General features: G+C 62.9%; 1 protein-coding gene. It reads left to right on the top strand.

What is annotated here, in order from left to right; all coding sequences use genetic code 11:
• On the top strand, positions 1-387 hold a 387-nt coding region (locus AWU74_RS08750), incomplete at its 5' end, for a M23 family metallopeptidase (RefSeq protein WP_162505140.1).
• Positions 388-407 lie beyond the last annotated feature (20 nt).

Here is a 407-nt window from a genome sequence, read left to right as displayed (position 1 = left end):
GTTTCGCCGCTCGCCGCGTCGTGGCGGCTCGCGTCTCCGTTCGGCTTGCGCGCCGACCCGTTCACCGGCGTGCAGAGCCGCCACACCGGAATAGACATGGCGGCAAAGTCGGGGACGCCGATACGGGCGGCGATGAGCGGCAAAGTCGCCGCCGAGGGATATTCCCGCGTCTTCGGGAATTACGTGATTATCAGCCACGGAAACGGGTATCAGACCCTGTACGGGCACCTAAGGGAACGCGCACTTGTCCGTTCGGGGCAAAGCGTCGGGCAGGGAGCGCGGATAGGCTCCGTCGGGAGCACCGGATATTCGACCGGACCGCATTTGCATTTTTCCGTATACAAAAACGGCAAACTGATAGACCCCCAGTCCGTGCTGAAACGCTGACGCGGGGCAAAACTGCCCGT

It is taken from the genome of Treponema endosymbiont of Eucomonympha sp., assembly GCF_001028545.1.
Note: the sequence above shows the minus strand (reverse complement) of the source record. Positions and strands in the feature narration are given on the sequence as shown.